The 16,194-nt window shown below is 65.8% G+C and carries 13 protein-coding genes; 5 read left to right on the top strand and 8 right to left on the bottom strand.

Annotated elements, in window-relative coordinates; translation table 11 throughout:
- Positions 1-94: 94 nt before the first annotated feature.
- From AM590_RS17765 to AM590_RS17755, 3 genes are all read right to left on the bottom strand, one after another.
- Complete coding sequence (locus tag AM590_RS17765) at positions 95-1,231, bottom strand: mandelate racemase/muconate lactonizing enzyme family protein (RefSeq protein ID WP_058828628.1); 1,137 nt, start codon at positions 1,229-1,231, stop codon at positions 95-97.
- Between the two features lie 108 nt (positions 1,232-1,339).
- Positions 1,340-2,581, bottom strand: a complete 1,242-nt coding sequence (locus AM590_RS17760; protein WP_058828627.1) for a mandelate racemase/muconate lactonizing enzyme family protein — start codon at positions 2,579-2,581, stop codon at positions 1,340-1,342.
- A 98-nt stretch (positions 2,582-2,679) separates the two neighbouring features.
- Entirely contained in the window at positions 2,680-3,732 is a 1,053-nt protein-coding gene (locus tag AM590_RS17755) for a Gfo/Idh/MocA family protein (RefSeq protein WP_058828626.1), read from the bottom strand.
- Positions 3,733-3,846: 114 nt separating this feature from the next.
- Between AM590_RS17755 and AM590_RS17750 the strand changes: the two genes are divergently transcribed.
- The 3 genes from AM590_RS17750 to AM590_RS17740 all read left to right on the top strand — a co-directional run bounded on the left by AM590_RS17750 (position 3,847) and on the right by AM590_RS17740 (position 8,155).
- On the top strand, positions 3,847-4,785 hold the full coding sequence (locus AM590_RS17750) for a dihydrodipicolinate synthase family protein (protein ID WP_058828625.1): 939 nt from the start codon (positions 3,847-3,849) through the stop codon (positions 4,783-4,785).
- Between the two features lie 214 nt (positions 4,786-4,999).
- Positions 5,000-6,940: a hypothetical protein gene (locus AM590_RS17745; RefSeq protein WP_058828624.1), complete on the top strand. Its 1,941-nt coding sequence runs from the start codon at positions 5,000-5,002 to the stop codon at positions 6,938-6,940.
- Positions 6,941-7,432: 492 nt separating this feature from the next.
- Positions 7,433-8,155 (top strand): ThuA domain-containing protein, encoded by a 723-nt coding sequence (locus tag AM590_RS17740; RefSeq protein WP_058828623.1) that lies wholly within the window; start codon positions 7,433-7,435, stop codon positions 8,153-8,155.
- A 198-nt stretch (positions 8,156-8,353) separates the two neighbouring features.
- Here the strand turns inward: AM590_RS17740 and AM590_RS17735 are convergent, their stop codons facing one another.
- A complete protein-coding gene (locus tag AM590_RS17735; protein ID WP_058828622.1) occupies positions 8,354-8,779 on the bottom strand; it encodes a DUF5518 domain-containing protein in 426 nt (141 codons plus the stop codon).
- Positions 8,780-9,028: 249 nt separating this feature from the next.
- Between AM590_RS17735 and AM590_RS17730 the strand changes: the two genes are divergently transcribed.
- Together AM590_RS17730 and AM590_RS17725 are read left to right on the top strand one after the other, a co-directional pair.
- On the top strand, positions 9,029-9,382 hold the full coding sequence (locus tag AM590_RS17730) for a hypothetical protein (protein WP_058828621.1): 354 nt from the start codon (positions 9,029-9,031) through the stop codon (positions 9,380-9,382).
- A 42-nt stretch (positions 9,383-9,424) separates the two neighbouring features.
- Positions 9,425-10,255, top strand: coding sequence for a carbon-nitrogen hydrolase family protein (locus tag AM590_RS17725; RefSeq protein WP_058828620.1), 831 nt, complete (start codon positions 9,425-9,427; stop codon positions 10,253-10,255).
- A gap of 18 nt (positions 10,256-10,273) precedes the next feature.
- On the opposite strand, the gene AM590_RS17720 is transcribed toward AM590_RS17725, so the two are convergent.
- The 4 genes from AM590_RS17720 to AM590_RS17705 form a co-directional block, all read right to left on the bottom strand.
- The gene (locus AM590_RS17720; RefSeq protein WP_058828619.1) at positions 10,274-12,577 is read right to left on the bottom strand and encodes a pentapeptide repeat-containing protein; all 2,304 of its coding nucleotides are present in this window, start codon (positions 12,575-12,577) and stop codon (positions 10,274-10,276) included.
- Positions 12,578-12,778: 201 nt separating this feature from the next.
- Complete coding sequence (locus AM590_RS17715; RefSeq protein WP_058828618.1) at positions 12,779-13,750, bottom strand: hypothetical protein; 972 nt, start codon at positions 13,748-13,750, stop codon at positions 12,779-12,781.
- Positions 13,751-13,772: 22 nt separating this feature from the next.
- Positions 13,773-14,303 carry a hypothetical protein gene (locus AM590_RS17710; protein WP_058828617.1) on the bottom strand — a complete coding sequence of 177 codons (531 nt, stop codon included), beginning with the start codon at positions 14,301-14,303 and terminating at the stop codon, positions 13,773-13,775.
- Between the two features lie 6 nt (positions 14,304-14,309).
- Positions 14,310-16,145 carry a spermidine synthase gene (locus tag AM590_RS17705; protein WP_058828616.1) on the bottom strand — a complete coding sequence of 612 codons (1,836 nt, stop codon included), beginning with the start codon at positions 16,143-16,145 and terminating at the stop codon, positions 14,310-14,312.
- Between the last annotated feature and the right edge of the window lie 49 nt (positions 16,146-16,194).

Here is a 16,194-nt window from a genome sequence, read left to right as displayed (position 1 = left end):
GGTGCTTTAACGCATAAAACTATCCCGCGAGTCGGAACAAAGCGAGGTCGGTTCGCCGGTGCAATGAGTCGAGAAGCGAGTCAGCGACCCGCGCTCAGCGGTCGGCTCGGAACCGTTCGACCGCGTCTTCGTCGATTTCGACGCCCAGACCGGGGGCCTGCGGCACGTCCACTTCGCCGCCGGTCGGGTCGAACGGGGTCTGCAGAATCTCGTCGCGGAGCGGGTTCTCGCTCCGGTCGAACTCGACCATCATCGGGTCCGGGACGTTCCGCGTGTGCGGGTAGTCCGAGACAGACGCCGCGAACTGGACCGCCGCAGCGAGGCCGACCGCGCTGTTCCAGATGTGCGGCCGGACCGCCACGTTCTCCGTGCTCGCGAGGTCGGCGATGCGGCTCGCCTCCGAGAGCCCGCCGCACCGACCGAGATTGGGCTGGACCACGTCGACCGTCCGGTCGTCCACGAGGCGCTTGAACTCGAAGCGGCCGTAGTGCGCCTCGCCGGCCGCGAGGGGCACGTCAACGCCGCGTTTGACCTCGCGGTAGCCCGAGAGGTTCTCCGGGGGGACGGGCTCTTCCATCCACGTGATGTCGAACTCCTCGATGGCCTTCGCGGTTCGAATCGCCTGTCGTGGCCGGTAGTTCCCGTTGATGTCGACCATCAGCCGCGCGTCGTCGCCGAGGAGTTGGCGGGCGGTCCGAACCCGCTCCACGTCGGAGTCCGTGCCGTTGCCGATTTTTATCTTGGCCGCGGAGAACCCCTCATCGACGGCGTCACGAATCGGCTCTGCGATGTCGCGGTTCGCCTCGGTGAAGTACATCGTCGAGGCATAGGCGGTGAGCGTCTCGCGAGGCGTCCCGCCGAGGAGTCGGTGGACGGGCTTGCCGGTCGCCTTGCCGACGAGGTCCCACAGGGCCACGTCGATGCCGCTGAGGGCGCTCTGGACGAAGACGCTCCCGCCGAAGTGGTACGGGTCTGTGTACGACTCCTCGGCGAGGCGTCGCACGTCGAAGGGGTCCATGCCGACCACGTCGTCGCGGAAGAACTCGTCGACGACGGGCGCGACGACGCTCCCCGGCGCGAACGCCTCGCCCCAGCCGACGTCGCCGGTGTCGGTATCGACGCGGATGAGCGTCGTCGCCCTGTCGTGGCCGAACCCGCGCGCGTCGCCGAGGCCCTCCCCGTCGGGGAGGCGGTGCGATATCGGGATGACTTCGATGTCGGTTACGTGCATGAAAAGTGTACCACGGAGCGACGCATTATAGCTTGTGCAGACGGCGAACGCGGCGAGACGGGCGGGGCGGGGGCGACGAAGCAGACGAGGCGCGTGCGAATCGCCGACTCAGTCCTCGTCGTAGTGGAACTCGGTCCACGGCCCCTCCTCGAAGGGGTAATCGTCGAGCACGTCGAGGTTCACCTCGACGCCAAGTCCCGGCTCGTCAGACAGCGAGAGGACGCCGTCCTCGACGGCGGGTTGGCCCTCGATGATGTCGAACGCGAGGTCGAAGGGGTACATTCCGGGGTCGGTCTCGGCGTCGAGGAGTGGGTCGTCCTCGAAGACCGGGTATTCGAGGAGCGAAACCTCGGGCGCGGCCGCGACGAGATGCGCGTTGGCGAGCAGGCCGACCCACGTGCCGAAGTTGTGCGGGACGAACTCCACGTCGCGGCCGACGCAGGACTCGACCGCGGGACGACAGCCGGTGTAGCCGCAGTGGTGGCGAACGTCGCCCTGCAGGAAGTCGACCGCGCCCGTCTCGCCGAGCGCGACGAGTCCCTCGGGCGTCGGTTCGCTCTCGCCGCCGGCCAGCGGCGCGCCCGTCTCCGCGAGTTCGACGTAGCCCGCGTGGTCGTCAGGCGAGACCGGCTCTTCGACCCAGTAGCAGTCCCGTTCGGCGGCGAAGGTGACGAGGTCCTCGACCGTCTCGCGGTCGTAGCCGTCCCGAATCTTCCACCACGTGTGCACGTCGAGCATCACCTCCATGTCGCCCGCGACATCGGCGAGGAGTTCGATGGTGCGGCGGTCCCCGTCGGGGCCGATTCCCGGTCGGTATTTGTAGCCGAAGAAGCCGAGGTCGCGGATGGTCGCCGCCTGTTCGGCGTAGCCCTCGGGTTCCATGTACATCCCGGCGCTGGCGTACAGCGGCATCTCCGTCGTCGGGTCGGTGCCGTACTCGTCGGCGAGGAGTTCGTAGATGGGCGCGCCGACCACCTTCCCGCGGATGTCGTACAGCGCCACGTCGAGCGCCGAGATGGCCTCGTGGCGGAGTCGGTCGGGGAGGTCGGTGTCGCGGAGTATCGCGTGCGCGTCTTCGACTTCCTCGATGGTCTCGCCTTCGAGCGCGTCGGCGACTGCGCCGTTTACCACGTCCGCGAAGGTCCCCTGGGAGTCGCCCTCGAAATACTCCCGCATCGCGGAACTGCTCGCGCCGGCGGTGGCGATGCCACGGGTGCCGCCGGCCGATTCGACGACGACGAGCACCACGTCGCGTTTGAGCAGGCGACGGGTGCCACCGTGGAAGGACCGGTCCTGCGGCGGTTCGATGGGTGACGAGAGAGCGTATCCGCTGACAGTCGCGATTCGCATACCTGTACAGACTCGGCCATCACGATAAAACTCCGCCTCGCAACCGGGGACGGCACGGGGAGACGAGAGCGGAGACAACCGGGAGAAAGAGCGGCGCGCTACTGGAAGACGTCGGACGCGAACGGGTAGAGTTCGTCGAGAGCGACGCGCTCGTTCCGCCGGCCCGACTCGTAGGCCGCCATGGTGATGAGGACCGCCTTGAGGCCGTCGCGGGCGGTCGCCGGCGGCGTCTCGCCGGTCTCGATGGCATCGAGGAACGCGGTGCCCTTGCTCAGCCAGCGCTCGTAGCCGTCGTAGGGGTGGTGTTCGGTCCCCTCGTCGTCGATGACGTAGCCGGTCCGGTCGTCCCACTCGTGGCCTTCGAGGTATATCGCCCCCTCGTCGTCCCAGATGTGGACGTGCTCGCGAGTCCGCGCGACGACTCCCGTGTCGGAGACGTTCGCCACCGCGCCCTCCGCGAACTCGATGATGATAGAGGACTGGCGGTCGAACACCTGCTCGTCGTCGTGGAAGTCAACGTAGGCGTTGACGTGGGTCGGGGTGAGGCCGGTCGTCCAGAGGATGGCGTCGATGACGTGCGTGCCGACGTTCAGGAGATGGCCGCCGCCGCTCAACTCGGGGTTCATCCGCCAGTCGTCTTCCTTCTCGTAGTAGGACTGCCAGTCGTGGGTCACCTCGCCGGTGATAAAGCGCGGGACGCGGTCGCCGTCGGCCCACTCGTCGTGGGCGCGCTTGTAGGCCGGGTTGAAGTGTCGCTGGTAGCCGACCATCACGGTTTGGTCGCTCGCCTCGGCGCGGGTCGTGAGTTCGTAGGCCTCCTCGGCGTCGGTCGCGAGCGGCTTCTCGCAGAGGACGTGGAGGCCGCGGTCCAACACGGCAGAGGTCTGTTCGTAGTGGAGGCCGTTGGGCGTCGCGACCGCGACGGCGTCTATCGGGGCCGAATCGAGGAACGCCTCGAACGACCGGTAGCGATGCGTCTCGGGAACGTCGAAGGAGTCGCCGACTTCGGCGAGGCCGTCTGGGTCCACGTCGGAGATGGCGACGAGTTCCGACCGGGGAAGTTCGACGAACTGTTGACAGAGCCGACGACCGAGGCTTCCGAGGCCGACGACTCCGACGGCGATTGGAGACGAGTCTGTCTGACGCGGCATGAGTTCGACTACAGAGATAGGGCAGATAACTGTTTTGACGGTCCTCGGGCGTTCGGCGTCTCTCGCGACCCCCCTGTCCGAAGATTTTATGCGCGAGTGTCCGGTGGTTCGGGTATGCCACTCGCAGAGAGCGGTGTGCGCGAGCACCTGCGCGGCGTCGCCGCCGGGCTCCTCACCCCGTTCGACGACGACCTCGACATCGAACACGACGAACTGGCAGCGAACGCGACGACGCTCTACGACGAGGGAATCCGCACGTTCCTCGCGTCGGCGAACATCAGCGAGTACCACTCGCTGACCCAGCAGGAGCGAATCGCGGTGACGGAGACGGCGGTCGACGCGCTCCCGTCCGACGTGTGCGTCCTCGCCGGCGTCGGCGGGAGCACGGCGGGCGCGCGGGAACTCATCGACGCCTACGACCACATCGGCGTCGACGGGATGATGATAATGCCACCCGACCACACCTACGTCCACGAGCGCGGCCTGCTTCGCTACTACGAGAAGCTCGCCGAGGCCTCGACGGCTCCGCTGGTGCCGTACGTGAAGGGCTTCGACCCCTCAATCGGCTACCTCCGCGACCTCGCGGGACTCGACGGCGTGGTCGGCATCAAGTACGCCATCGAAGACGCCGTGAAACTCGGCGCTGCCGCCAGCACCACCGGCGACGACGTGGTCTGGGTGGACGGCCTCGCGGAGCCCTTCGCCGTCTCGTTCTGGAACGAGGGTATCGAGGGGTTCTCAGCCGGTGTGAGTAACTTCCGGCCGGAAGTCGGTCTCGCACTATTTGACGCGCTCACCGAGGAGAACTGGGAGCGCGCTCGCGAGCTTCGGAACATCTGTCTGCCCTACCAGAACTTCCGCGACCAGACCGGGCAGAACAACAGCCTCGGCGGCGCTATCAGCGTCCCAGCGGTGAAAAAGGGACTCGAACTGGCCGGCCTGCGTGGCGGGGCAGTCCGCGAGCCGATTCGCTCGCTGTCGGCCGCCGACGAGCGCCGGGCGGAAGAGCTGTACGACCAGCTCGATGACGACATCGAGCGCCTCATCGACTGAACGCGGACGACGGAAGACGCCGACGACCGACAGCGGCGAGAGCGACGGCCATGGACGAGACCGAGTCGCAGAGCGGTGTCGGCGCGGAGAGTGACGACTGAACGGAGCGGTTCGACAGCGACGTGGCCGCCCTGCTCGCCTCGGCCCGGACGACCGGACCCCAGTAACTCGCGCGACCCAAATATTCATCACCCGAGGCGCGGGGTATGTTGGCATGCGCGAGTTCGAAGCGACCGCCGAGGCGACTCGGCCGCCGACGTGGGCGCACAAACAGCGAGCACTCTTCGACCTGACGGGCGACGCAGTCGACCGGTTTGTCGCCGACTACACCGGCCCCGACGGGGAACCGTTCTGGCCGCCGGACGACCACGTGGGCGTCGACGGATTCGACGACGTGGTCGAGGGGTTCTACAACTGGCCGCTCGTGTACGCGATGGGCGGCGACGAACGCCTGCTCGACCACGCCCGCCGCGTGTACGAGGCCGCGCTCGAACGCGGTGCGGAGACGGAGACGCCGTTCGGCCACCCGATGGTCGTCGACGAGTTCGAACAGTGCCGCGACTGGTTCCACCTCGGGGAGGGCAACCTCTACACGTACAACATGGGCCTCGCCGCGCCCGACGACGACGCGGTCGTCGACCGGGCGAGGAAGTTCGCGGAGCTCTACACCGCCGACTCGGAGACGGGGAACTACGACGCCGAAAAGCGCGTGGTTCGCGGGCCGATGAACGGGAGCATGGGCCCGGAGTTCTGCGACTTCTCGGCCTACGAACACCACCCATACGGCGCGGACTACCGCTGGGCCAGACACGGCCTCCCGTGGCGGGACCTCGAGTTCGACGAGGCCGCGGATCTCCTCGACCCGGCGAACGAAGAGCGCCTGTTCGAGGTGCTGAACGAGCGCTGCGCGAAGGGCGACATCCCGCTGAACCTCAACATCACGAGCCTGATGACGAACGCCTACCTCCACACGGGAGACGACCGCTACCGCGAGTGGGTCACCGACTACCTCGACGCGTGGCGCGAGCGGACGGCCGAAAACGGCGGCATCATCCCCGACAACGTCGGGCACTCCGGCGAAATCGGTGAGTACACAGACGGGTCGTGGTACGGCGGCTACTACGGCTGGTCGTGGGGCGGGTGGCACTACATCGGCATCGGACCGACCGTCGCCGCGGAGAACGCGGTCCTACTCGAAGGCGACAGAGAGTATCTCGACTTCCCGCGGTCGCAACTCGACATCCTCATCGAGAACGGCATCGAAGTCGCCGAGGACGACGTACACAGCACCCTCTACATCCCACACAAGTACGGCGGCGAGGGCGACTACCACTACGACGCCTCGGGCGTCCTCACCGAAGACGATGGGGAGGTGCTGTGGAGGGACGGCTGGTACGAGTTCCAGCCGCACACGGACGACCCCTACGCGGTCCACCTCTGGTACATGTCGATGCGCGACAAGGACCGAAATCGGGTGCGTCAGCTCCGCGACTGGGGGAAACAGGACTGGCGGCGGATCGATCCGCGGGCGAAGACGAAACATGGTGACGGCCACGAGTACGCGTGGCTCGCCTACCTCGACGGGGAGTTCCCGGACTACCCGGACCGAATCCTCGAAGCGACGCGCGAGCACGTCGACGAGCGACTGCGCCTGTTCGACGCCGAAGGGAACGAGCCGACGACCGTGGACGAGGACTACCTCAGAGACCGGAACCCCGCGTTCCACAAGGCGCTACTCCAACTCACGATGGGTGCGCCACAGCCAGTCTACTACGGCGGCCTCGTGATGGCCCAAGTGCGGCACTTCGACGCCCGAAGAGAGCGGCCGGGGCTCCCGACCGGCGTCGCCGCGCTCGTGGAGTCGGTGACGAGTGGCGGAATCGAACTAACACTCGTCAACACCGGAGCAAGGGAGGAAGAGGTCGTCGTCCAAGCCGGCGCGTACGGCGAACACCGATTTACCGCGGTCGAGGCCGACGGGGCGGAGCGCGGCGTCAACGAGAGCGGAGCAGACACCGATACGGCTGACGACGAAGGCACGGACGCGCTCCGGATTCGGCTCCCGGCCGGAAGCCGAATGTCGATTCAGGCCGGACTCGACCGCTTCGTCGACGACCCGAGTTACGACCACCCGTGGTCGGAGACGGAGTCGTAAGCGGGACACCGGCCGCGCCGCTCGGGATTCGGAAGACGCGTACGAGGATTCGAAAACGGGAGATTCGTTCCCGTCACGGGAACGTCAGCATTCGTCGTGTGGAATCTCACTATTCGAAAGAGCGACTGAGAAGTCTCGAGGTCGGTGATTTGCTGTCGAGTCGCCCCTGATAGGAAACGTTGTGTCGATTTCCGTTCCCCTATCGGGAATTGTTTGTCAGGAACTATCATTCTGGACCGAGATGAGGGCTGTAAGAGAGTGACCCGGGAAGGATATTACACCTATATGCGTGTAACGGAAATGCTCCCTAATACCGAGTCGACTTCTCGTAGTTCGTCGATGGTGACAGCGGACATTCCATATTCGTCGCCGAGAACCGTTCTCCTTGCGCATCACAGATTGTTCCCAATAGAGGAACACTTTTTGGGACGAATGAGGACCGCAATCACACTTGGTGAGAGAATTTATCAACGGGGGCGAACACTATGGCGCATGCCGACACGAGTCACCGTCTGGAACGAGAACGTCCACGAACGAGAAGAGCCAGAGGTCGCAGAGCGGTATCCGAAGGGAATCCACGGCACCATCGCGGAGCACTTGGAGGGACCGGACCGCGAGGTTCGAACGGCGACGCTACAGGAACCCGAACACGGGCTAGACGAGGAGACGCTCGACGCGACGGACGTGTTGGTCTGGTGGTCGCACTGCGCCAACGACGAGGTGACAGACGCCGTCGCGGAGCGCGTCGTCGACCGCGTCCACGAAGGGATGGGATTCATCCCGCTGCACTCGGGGAAGAACTCGAAGCCGTTCACACGGCTGATGGGCACGACGTGCAACATCAAATACCGCCACGGCGGCGAACGCGAACGCGTGTGGGTCGCGGACCCCGGCCATCCCATCGCCGACGGCCTCGACGAACAGTTCGTCATCCCGGCGACGGAGACCTACGGTGAGCCCTACGACATCCCAGAACCCGACAGAACCGTCTTCATCTCGTGGTTCGAAGGCGGCGACGTGTTCCGCTCGGGGATCTGCTATCGCCGCGGCCGCGGGCGAATCTTCGCCTTTCGACCGGGCCACGAGGAGTACCCCATCTTCCACCAAGACGAGGTCAAGCGAGTCATCGACAACGCCGTCGAGTGGGCGACGCCGACCGAGGGCGCGTCGGCGCGGTGGGGGAAGACCGACCCGCTCGAATCCGTCGACGAGTGAGCGGAGCGGCACGTGCCGCGGCAGAGACCGTTCCCCTGTGGAGAACAAATGAGACGGCCGTCACCGAACGGTTCGCAATCTCGTCGCTGTGAGAAGCGAGGTGGTGTTCGAACCCGAATCGGGCGTCAAAAACCTCTTAATATCAGTTTTGAATGTATGTTTTAAATTTGTTATTTCAGTGTAGATATCACGAGGAAGCTACGGCGTACTCGCGGTGGGATTCCACCGTGAGGCGACGGCGCGCACCACCCACCCGCCGACTCGCCCGCAGCCCAGACCGAACAGGGAGGCGAGACAGAGAACGGCTCCGGCGGCGAGTGCGAAGAACGCGACTCTGGACAGCGGCCACGCCGCCGTCGTTCCCGCCGTCACCGCGAATATGACCAGTTCTAGAACGCCGCCAAGAAAGCCGGCGCGAAGTCCGGCGGCGTCCGGGTCCGTCGAGCGGACTGCGGCGACAGCCCCCGCAATGAACGCGCCGAATATCATCATGCCGGCACCGACGGTCGACTCCGATTCTGGGAGCCAGTTGACAACCGTGATGACGGGGAGCGAGACAACCACACCGATGAGCGCGGCATTCCATGCTGGGGAGAAGGGCCTGAAGCGGGGAGTCGAGACCATCGTCTCGTATGTAAGATGGCTAAGAGTTCATATAGCTTGGCAGGGGTGGATCTCGAGGGAAGGAGTTTCGAATCCGATTCCGAGTCGCTCGTGTGTCGATTCGTAGACAGCGAGCCTACCGAGTCAACGGACCCAGACTATATCGTCTGAAATAGTATATGAAACCGATTTCTAAATTTTTCTTATATGTTTTAGTGACGTTGTTACCCCCGACGGAAGAGATACTACCATCCCCGGAGAACGTGTTCTATGGCAGACAGTACAGAAGTCGACGAGCTGGTTGTCACGGAGCTTTCCGACACGAACTCGACGGCGCTCGAAGCCGGCCGCACGGAGTCGGTTGACCTAAGCGACGTGTCGGTCACGCGAGCGACGCTGGAGCCGGAGTGGGGAACCGACAGCGACCGCGGGAGTGCGGAGCCAGACTACTGCCAGAACGCCCACGACATCTACGTCGTCTCCGGGACGCTCGGCCTCGAACTGGACGACGGGACGCAGACGAAGATTACCGCCGGCTGTGCCGCGACTATCCCGCCGGGACACCGCGGCTGGACAGTCGGAGACAAGCGACTCGTCTATCTGGAGTTCGACCCGAGCGAATAACCGTGACTACCATACCGTCGGTCCGCGTAGCGTTCCGACGAGATGTCCCGATTCGTGGCGGCCGCGTGCCAGCTAGACTCGCGAGACGACAAGGCGGCGAACGTGGAGCGGGCGCTCGGCCTCCTCGACGAGGCCGCGGCCGACGGCGCTGACTTCGTGGCGTTCCCGGAGATGACGACCTTCATCGGCCCGGAAGAGCGGTTCGCCGAGGTCGCGGAGTCGCTGGACGGACCGACGATACAACGGTTCTCCGAGAAGGCCCGCAAACACGACATCTTCGTCCATACGGGCAGTTTCTTCGAGCGGATTCCGAACAGCGACCGGGTGTACAACACGTCGGCACTCATCGGCCCGGGCGGTGAAGTGCTCGACACCTACCGGAAGGTTCACCTGTTCGACATCGAACTCGACGGGAGCGTCGAACACAGGGAATCGGACTACGTCGCATCCGGCGACCGGACGGTGACGGTCGACACCGATCTCGCGACGTTCGGCCTCTCCATCTGCTACGACCTCCGGTTCCCGGGGCTCTACCGGACGATGGCGCAGTCCGGCGCGAACGTCCTTCTCGTCCCGTCGGCGTTCACGATGCACACCGGAAAAGACCACTGGGAGCCGCTGCTTCGCGCCCGCGCAATCGAGAATCAGGCGTACGTCATCGCGCCCGGCCAGATCGGCGACAAGCCGTCGTGGGTCGAGACCTACGGCCGCACGCTCGTCGTCGACCCGTGGGGGAACGTGATTTCGAAGGCGCGGGACCGCGAGGAGGTCGTCACGGCGACCATCGACCTGTCCCACCTTGACGATATCCGCCGCGACATGCAGACGCTCCAGCACGCGCGACCGGACGTGTACGAGCGGTCGGAGAAGTGAGGACGCGGACTGGCGCGATTAGCTCCCGCCGAGCACGCGCTTGAACAGCGTGAACGTGAGCAGGGTGAAGAACAGCCCGTTCAACATCCCCTGACTCGCCGCGAGCACGCGGGCCGCCGGGCCGAGCGGGTTGATGTCGCCGTAGCCGACCGTGCTGAAGCTGATGTAGCTGTAGTAGACGTTGTCGAAGAGCACCTCCATCGTCGTCTTGTCGACCGCGGCTGGGTCGAAGGCGCTCCCCGCCTGCGTCAGGAACGGCCCGCCGAGGGCGTAACACAGTCCGAACAGCGCCGGGAGGAGGAACGTGAACGCCGCGATTCGCGGGAGCCGGTTCCCGTAGCCGCAGGTGACCTGCATGAGCATGTTCAGCCCCACGCTGGCGACCTTCTTGCCGTGGGCCCACGTGTTCAGCGAGTACTCGTTGAGGATGATGTCGAAGTTCTTCTGGCGGTTGTAGTAGTAGCGCTTGAACTCGAACTCGCGGCTCGCGGGGGTGTCGCCGACGGCGTTGGCGCTGTCCTGCGCCTTCCGGTAGGTTTCCTCGATGATGTCGGGCGTCAGTTCGACGGCGAACTGGCCGGTCGCGCCGTTGCCGACGAAGTCGTGGATGGTCCAGTCGTTGCGTTCGAGATAGCCGTGGTGGTCGCTGAAGTCGAAGCGGTCGAACTCGGTGAGACAAAAGCGGAAGTGGTCCAGAAGTTGGTGTTCGTTGCCGTCGCCCTCCAGCGTCAGGTCGCCGATGGTCGCGCGGGTGAGGTCGTACGGCGTCGGCTCGCCGGAGCCCTGCGATATCGTGCCGCCGGAAAGCGTCGCGTCGGTGAAGTCGAGGTAGGTGTCGCGGTCGCCGACCAGCACGCGGAAGCGTGCCGTTTCGAAATCCGACTGCCGGAAGTCCGCCCGGTCGTGGAACGTCGTCTCCCAGAAGGACGCGCTCGTGAAGTTCGCGGCCTCGAACTCCGCGCCGGCCTCGAAGGTCGCCTCGTTGAACGAGGCGTTCGCTTCGAGATGTTGCAGTTCGCCCTCGAAGAACGTCCCGCGGAAGGACGCGAGACCGTGGAACGTGGCGGTCTTGAAGCTCACGTCCTCTTCGAATCGCGCCTCGCCGAACCGGGCGGTAGACTCGAACTCGACCGCCTCGAACGAGGCGTCACAGCCGAACGTCGCCTCCTCGGCGACGACGGCGTCGCGGAACTCACTCTCGTCGAAGTTCGCTTGCCCGCCGAACGACGAAAGAGAGAGGTCGAACGCGCCGTCGACGCGGAGGCGATAGCAGTCGGTGCGGGCGGTGAACGTCGCGCGGTCGAAGTTGACCGCGCCCTTGAACACGGCGTCCTTGAAGTCCGAATAGCGGAATCGCGCGAGTTTGTAGTCCGCTTCGCCCTCGAACGTCGCGCCCTCGAACGTCACGTCGTCGTGGGTCGTCCGACTCCCGCCGTTGAACTCGACGCCGCGGAACTCGGCCAACTGCATGAACCGGGCGTCGGCGAAGCTCGCGTCGTCATCGAACCGCGCCTCGTCGAAGTCGGCCATCTCGTCGAAGCGGACGCCGTCGAACCGCGCGTCTCCCTCGAACTCGACGTGTTCGAAGTCCGAACCCGCGGAGAACCGCGCCCCCTCGAACGTCACGTAGTCGAAGATGGCCTGTCTGAAACTCGCGTCGTCGCGGAACGTCGCGTTCGCGAAGGTGATGTTGTCGTCGAGGACGTGGCTGCTCCCGCTGGTCTCGACGTTGCGGAAGCGTGCCGTGCCGTGGAACGTCGCGTCTGCGAAACTGGTGTCGCCCTGGAACACCGTCTCGTCGCAGCGGACCTCGCCGCGGAAGGTCGCCCCGGAGAAGCGAACGTCCTGTTCGAACGTCGCCTCGTTGGTCGTCACCGCGCCGGTCACGGTGACCTCCCGGGCGTCCACGTCGCCGGTGACGACCGCCTCGTCAAGTTTGAGGCGGTCGACCGTCGCCTCGCGGAGAATCAACCCCTGGTCGAGGCGGCCGTGGGTGAGGTCTAACCCCTCGATGTCGGCGTGCTGGAAGTTGAGAACGTGGTTCGTCGCGCCGTTGATGTCCTGATAGGTGAGCGAGAGATGTGGGAGGTCCGCGCCGACGTACTCGTTGACGCGGGTGTCGGGCGACTGGAGGTTCGCCCGGAGTTCGCCGACGATGTCGTCGCCGGTCACGTCGAGCGAGGCGCGCTCGTCGCGGCTCATGTGGAACACGCAGAACTCGCTTTCGGGGTGGGCTTCGTGCGGGCACTCCCACGTCGTCTGGAGGTGGGCGTCGGTCTGGACCGACGGGTCGAACGTGTACCGGCACGATGAGGAGGACATCAACGCCGGCGTGGACTCATTTCTCGACATGGCTGGGGAGGGGTGGACGGGTGTGCCGGGGACAGCGGGTGTGGCGGATACGGTTGCGGGTGCGGACCCGGCGGGTGCGTTCGGTCGTCGGGGCGACGTTCGAACGCGCGGACAGTCGTATGTGCAACATTGTCTGGTGTTTTGATATATATCTTCGGACCGTCGTCGGCGTCAGTCGAATATCTCGCGGCGCTCGGACGCCGAGAGTTCGGCGTGAATCGCGTTGGGCGAGCAGTGTTCGCACTCGCGGGCGGGATTGGTGCTCTGTTCAAAGGTCCAAAGCGGCCAGCCGAAGAGGAAGAAGGCCTCCATCTGGTGGCGCTCGATGATGGCCTCGGCGGGCTTGCCGCAGTTCGGACACCACTCGTCGCCGTTGGCCGGCTCTTGGAACGTCACCTTCCGGCGGCCGAACCCGGCGTTCGAGTAGGCCTCGCTTCTGGACATCTCGACGAGGTCCTCCGCTGGATATGGGTCAGCGTCGACCGCGTTGTCGAAGCCGGTGTCGGTCTCGACGCTCGACGCGAGGTACGGCCCGACGTTGACGGTGTTGTCGTAGCCGACGAAGTGAATCGAGACCGCCGCACCCCGGCCCTCGACTCGTACCTCGTGACCGTGACCGACGAGGTAGAGTTCCACGTCGGAGTTGACCTTCGTGAGGTCGATGTCGTGGGCCATGCCGACCGCGTAGACGCCGGTGTCGGGGTCGGTCGCGCTCCCCGACTGCTTCCAGCCGAAGGTGGACACGTCGTAGTCGTCGGGGGCGGCGACGGGCGTCGCCTCGCCCGCGTAGACGTTCTCCGCGCCGGGTGCCGAGACCGCTCCGTCGGCGGCATCGGCCGCGATGAACACGTCTTCGGCGTCGCCGAGGAGCACGTCGCCGTCGACCGACTGGACGTAGCCGTCTTCGAGGCTGCCGCGAATCTCGGTCTCGACGGCCGCGTCGCCAGCCGTCCCGTCGCCGACGGCCGCGTCGTCGGTCACCGGCGCGTGGGTGAAGACGTACTCGGCATTCTGCACGGTGAGGTCGCCGGCGACGCTCGCGCCGCCGACAAACACGTCCGCGGGGTCGTGGAGTTCGACCGGAGGTCGTTCGGAGCCGTTGAGCGTCACGTCGCCGTCGTAGGTGGTGGCGTTTCGGGTCATCGTTGGGTCTGTCGTTCGGGTGTCATCGCTGGGCCTCTCGTTTGGGGGTCATCGTCGTCTCGGTGTACAGCGCGAGGTCGTACTCCGGATAGGTGTGGTACGTCTCGTAGCCGCCGTCGCCGACGCGGATGGTGGTCCACGCGTCCGGGTCGAACCGGTAGGCGACGGTCGCGTCGTCCGGGCCGGGGAAGTCGCCGAGTGGCCGACCCTCGACGACCGTTCGGGCGTCGAGTCGGTCGCTCTCGAAGCTGAACTCGCGCTCCGCCCCGACGGAAAGCGGCGTCTCGTGCGTCCGTTCGTGCGGCAGCGGCTTGCACGAACACAGCTCGTGGAAGTTGAGCGCCGGCAGGCCAATGTAGTGGGACTCGCCGATGACGGTGAGAACCGCCGGCTCGCCCGCGAGCGTCGCCGGGGCGACCGTCTTCACGTCGACGGTCGTCAGGTCCGGCACGTCGGCGCTGTAGCCGAAGTACAGTTCCGTTGGTGTCTCGACCGGCGGAGACGGGTCGGAGCCGGCGGGCGGTTCGGTGGTGGAAGGTTGTTGGGAGGGCATGGGAGATCAGGTGTCGACGAGGATGTCGTAGTTCGGGTGGAAGATGGAGTTCTGGCGGACGCCGCGGTAGTGCGGGACCGTGTGCCACTCGGCAGAGTCGTAGTGCTCCTCGCGGGCGCGGACGTACCGCGTCGCGCCGTCGCCGGTGAGCCGGGGGCGGTCGCCGGGCGCGAGCACGTAGAACTGCTCGACGCGCTCGGTCTCGCCGTCGTCGTCGAGGTCCTCGCGAACCCAGTACGAAAGCTCTTGGGTGAAGCCCGCTGCCCCGACGGTGTTGACGAACGCCTTGTGGTGTTCGGGGTAGGCGTCGGGCGAGTAGCCCCACGTCACCGCGACGCCGTCCTCGGAGAGGTGGGTCCGGACGGAGCGGTAGAACTCGGTCGAGTAGAGCGTGAGCAGGTCGTCGTCGGTCGCGCCGGGGACGTCGAGCAACACGAGGTCGTACGTCTCGTTCGTCTCCTGAAGGTAGCGGTAGCCATCGGCGACCGTCGTGTTCAGCCGGTCGTACTCGTAGGCGTCGTCGTGCCAGCGGCGGAAGAACGGGTCCGTCTTCGCGTCGCGCATGAACTCGCCATCGAGGTCGACGTGGTCGACGGTGACGCCATACTCCCGCAGGTGGTTGATGGCGATCCAGTCGCCGCCGCCGACGACGAGCACCTTGGTCTCGGGACCGGGTTCGACCAGCGACATCGGCACGTCGACCAGCCCCTCATGGTAGCTGTCGGCCCAACTCTCGCAGAGTTGGACGGCCGCGCCGAGGCGGAGACACTGCTCTGTCCGCCCGTCGAAGTGCGGATTCGGGCCGGTACCGGTCCACGTGCGATTGTACCGGATGACGTGCTGGTAAGCGGTCGTTTCCTGCGAGGTGACCGTCGCGCGCATCGCGCCCGGCGGGTACTCGTTTTCGATCTGCTGTTCGAGGTAGAGTTGCGACAGACGCTCGTCCGCGACATCGTGCTTGGCGACGACGCCCGCGTAGGTCGCCGTCAAAAGGAGGCAGACCACGAGAAGCGTCTTCGAGACCCGAGCGGCCGAGAGCGATCGGTCGGTTCGGGTGCTGTCGGTCGCGTTCCCGCCGGGTGCGGCGCTGGCGGACGAGGTGGGTCTTGCGGACGAGGTGACGCCGCTGAAGGGCCACCACGACCACTCGCCGAAATGAGCGACGAAGACGAGCGCGGCGACTCCATTGAGGAGCGCCAACACGAATATCGTCGGGATGAGGCCGATACCCGGGTAGAGGACGCGGGCGTAGACGACGGCACCGGCGAGGCCGCCGACGTAGTCCATCGCGAGGATGACAGACAGCCCGCTTCGGCGACCCTCGGTCCGCTCGACGGTCCAGAGGGTACCGACGGCGGCCACGACGAAATCGTGGATTCGCGTGCCGGCGGTTCGGAGCCACGAGGGCGTCGCCGATTCGTCGTCGTCGAGTTCGTCGAACATGCGGGTCAAAAGCGGGAGTTCGAACCCGGAGAGGAACCCGACGACGACGACGGGGAGGCGGGCGACGGTCCAGATGACCTCCGCGGGCACCGCCTGCGGGATGCGGACGCTGTTGAGGCCGACGATGAGCAGGAAGCCCGCGGGCGCGGCGGCCGCGAGAAGCACCTCGGTGCGGAAGAAGTTCCCGCCGAGGTTCGCGCCGTCGAGGTCGTCTGAGAGCGCCGCGCCGATGCCGAGGCTGAAGAAGTACAGCCCGACCGTGATGACGTACTGGGTGACCGTCCCGCCGTACATCACCGTCAGCAGTTCGGAGTAGACGAACTCGTAGGCGAAGCTACAGAACGACACCACGAAGGTGAGCGTCAGGAGCGTCGCCGTGTCGGTTCGTGTGTCAGACATCGATGGAGGGCGAGTCGGTCGCGGCGTGTGCGACAACGACGCCGCGGTC

Origin of the sequence: Haloferax sp. Q22, from assembly GCF_001482285.1 — an archaeon.
Lineage (GTDB): Archaea > Halobacteriota > Halobacteria > Halobacteriales > Haloferacaceae > Haloferax.
This window is presented reverse-complemented; position numbering and strand designations above follow the sequence as displayed.